Genomic DNA, 2,874 nt, shown 5'->3' with positions numbered 1-2,874 from the left:
CGACAGGTGCTCTNCGNCGGCCTGGAGCTTCTCCAGGGCGTCCATGGCCTGCAGGTCCTCGACCCGCTCGAGCTTGCGGGCGACGTCGCTCTTGTCACGGTCGAGCTGGGTGAGCTGGACCGTCGTCTGCAGGGCGCGGGTCGAGGAGAGCAGCACCGCCCGCCGGGCGTCGGTCAGCCGCGTGGTGACCACCGCGCCGCGCTGGAACAGGGCACGCACCGTGTCGTACTCCTCGGCATCGGCGTTGACGCCCTCCTTCTCCTTGACCTGCTGCTCGCTGAGATTGGCGTACTGCGTCTGGGCCCGGGCGAGGGAGCGCTGCAGATGCTCCTTCTCCTTCGCGATGTCGGTCAGCTGGATCCGGAGCTGCTGCTCGGCGAGCTTCTGCGCCGGTGTCGGGCGGCCGCCCGAGGCGGCCTGCGGGTCCGCGGCCGGGGCGCTCCTGTCCCGCGGCGCGGCGATGATCGCCTTCAGGCGCCAGATCGTCGCATTCTCCCGCGCGATGCTCGCCCAGGTCGCGTCGTAGTCGGCGCGCAGGTTCGCGGATTCGATGATCGGGTTCTCCATCCGGAACCGCAGGAGATTGTAGCCGCCCGCGAGGGCGACCGCCTGCCGGACGGTCATGCCCGGATGGAACGGGTGCTCGCCCTGCTTGGTCACGTCGCCGCTCAGGTAGATCGGCTGGTACTTCGCGACCCGCACGCCGATCTCGTCCGGCTCGATCACGGCGATCGTTTCCCTGCCGTCCGGCCCGCGCTGCCGCACCGCCTTGGCGGCCAGGGTCTTCTGCAGGTTCCGGCGCAGCTCCGCGAGGGTCAGGCCGGCGGCCGGCACATCCCCGAGCAGCGGGACCATGAGGGCGCCATCGGTCGAGACCGTGGATTCCTGCTTGAAGTTCGGGAGGCTCAGGGCCGACACCTCGATCGTGTCCCCGGGGGCGATCCGGTACTCCGCCGCCGCGGGGACCGTGAACAGGGCGAGCAGGCAGGCCATGATGCCGGCTCGGGAGGCGCGCCGGGTGACGGCGGACCGATATCCGGCAGGCATAGGCTCAGACTTCGCCAGAATCCTCGACACGCGTCGTCCCCTCGAATGCGCTGCCATGTCCGGGCGTGGCCATCGAGCGGCGAACCGCGCGTCGGCCTCACGGGCTTATGGGTGGCTGAGGCGGCATGATGCGTAACGGCAAAGTCCGCCGGGACTCCTCCAAAAGGTGGGCCGGCGCCGTCCCGTCGGGGCAGGATCCCCGCCTTTCGGCGTAGGCGCGGCGACCGGAGCGCCGCCGGATCGCGACGGCCGGCAGCATCGGGCAGACGCTATTCGCCTTTCGACGGACGAACGACATCGAAAGCCTGGGTTCCCGGCCACCTGCAGCTCTGTGCAGCTTTACCGCACGGAAATTCGGCGGGTGGAGCGACCGGGATGCCGATTAATGATGTCAATATTGGTTCTGATGTGGGCATATTGTACCCAGATCTGGTCAATATTTATGGATGTCGAATCGAAGACGGCTCGCGCATCGGCCCGTTCGTGGAGATCCAGCGCGGCAGCCATATCGGCCCGCGCTGCAAGATCTCCTCGCACAGCTTCATCTGCGCGGGCGTCTCGATCGGGGCCGAGGTGTTCATCGGCCACGGCGTGGTCTTCACCAACGAGCTCTACCCGGAAGCCACCAACGCGGACGGGAGCCTGAAGCGGGACGGCGAGTGGGAGCTCGTCGAGACCGTGGTCGAGGCCCGCGCCTCCATCGGCTCCAACGCCACCATCGTGGCGGGGATCACCATCGGCGAGGGCGCCCTGGTCGGCGCCGGCGCCGTCGTCACCCGGGATGTCCCGGCCTTCGCCATCGTCGCCGGATGCCCCGCGCGGGTCGTCGGGGACACGCGCACCAAGCGCGCCGAAAGCGCCGCGCGCGCCCGTTCCGTCCAGTCGCCGCGGCCCGAGCCGGCCGAGCCTCTGCAGATTGCTTGAGGGGAATGCACTCATGATCTCGATCGGTATCGTCGGATACGGCTACTGGGGGCCGAACCTCGCCCGTTGCACGTCGGAGAGCGAGCGCTGCCAGCTGGTGGCCATCGCCGACCAGTCGCCCGCCGCGCTCGCCCGGGCCGGCAAGCGCTACCCCGCCGTCCAGCTCCATCAGGACTGGCGCGACCTCGTGGCCGATCCCGCGATCGACGCCGTCATGGTGGCGACGCCGGTGAGTTCGCATTTCGAGATCGCCATCAACGCGCTCCGGGCCGGCAAGCACGTCTTCATCGAGAAGCCGATCACGCCCTCGGCCTTCGAGGCCCGGCTGCTGATCGAGGAGGCAGCCAAGCGCAACCTGAGGCTGATGGTCGATCACACCTTCGTCTACACGGGTGCGGTCGAGAAGATCCACGAGCTCGTCACGACCGACGCCATCGGCGACGTGTTCTACTACGACTCGACCCGGGTGAACCTCGGCCTGTTCCAGCGCGACGTGAACGTGATCTGGGACCTGGCGGTCCACGACCTCGCGATCCTCGACCACATCCTGGATCTCGCCCCGGTGGCGATCTCGGCGAGCGGCACCGGCCATTTCAGCGGCCGTCCCGAGAACATGGCCCACCTGACCGTCTTCTACCCGCGCGGCGTGGTCGCACAGATCAACGTCAACTGGCTCGCGCCCGTGAAGGTGCGGCAGACGCTGATCGGCGGCAGCAAGAAGATGATCGTCTACAACGACCTCGACCCGATCGAGAAGGTCAAGGTCTACGACCGCGGCGTCACGGTCGGCGGCGGCTCGGACGACATCACCGAGCTGATGGTCTCCTACCGGACCGGCGACATGTGGTCGCCGCACCTGTCCTTCCGCGAGGCGCTGATCGTCGAGATCGAGCATTCGCCGAT

General features: G+C 68.3%; 3 protein-coding genes. 2 read left to right on the top strand and 1 reads right to left on the bottom strand.

Features of this window, described 5'->3' with window-relative positions; translation table 11 throughout:
* Positions 1-993, bottom strand: a 993-nt coding sequence (locus tag I53_RS23145; protein WP_251982416.1) for a polysaccharide biosynthesis/export family protein, incomplete at its 3' end; no start/stop codon positions are given.
* 429 nt (positions 994-1,422) lie between these two features.
* Between I53_RS23145 and I53_RS23140 the strand changes: the two genes are divergently transcribed.
* Positions 1,423-1,971, top strand: coding sequence for an acyltransferase (locus I53_RS23140; protein WP_043355152.1), 549 nt, complete (start codon positions 1,423-1,425; stop codon positions 1,969-1,971).
* Positions 1,972-1,984: 13 nt separating this feature from the next.
* A partial coding sequence (locus I53_RS23135) for a Gfo/Idh/MocA family protein (protein ID WP_043355150.1) occupies positions 1,985-2,874 on the top strand: 890 nt, incomplete at its 3' end.

This window comes from Methylobacterium sp. B1 (assembly GCF_000333255.1).
Classification (GTDB): Bacteria; Pseudomonadota; Alphaproteobacteria; order Rhizobiales; family Beijerinckiaceae; genus Methylobacterium; species Methylobacterium fujisawaense.
This window is presented reverse-complemented; position numbering and strand designations above follow the sequence as displayed.

What these genes read in the sequence shown, in the direction of transcription:
- I53_RS23140 (WP_043355152.1), top strand. Translation starts at nt 1,423, where the DNA reads ATGCCGATTAATGATGTCAATATTGGTTCTGATGTGGGCATATTGTAC.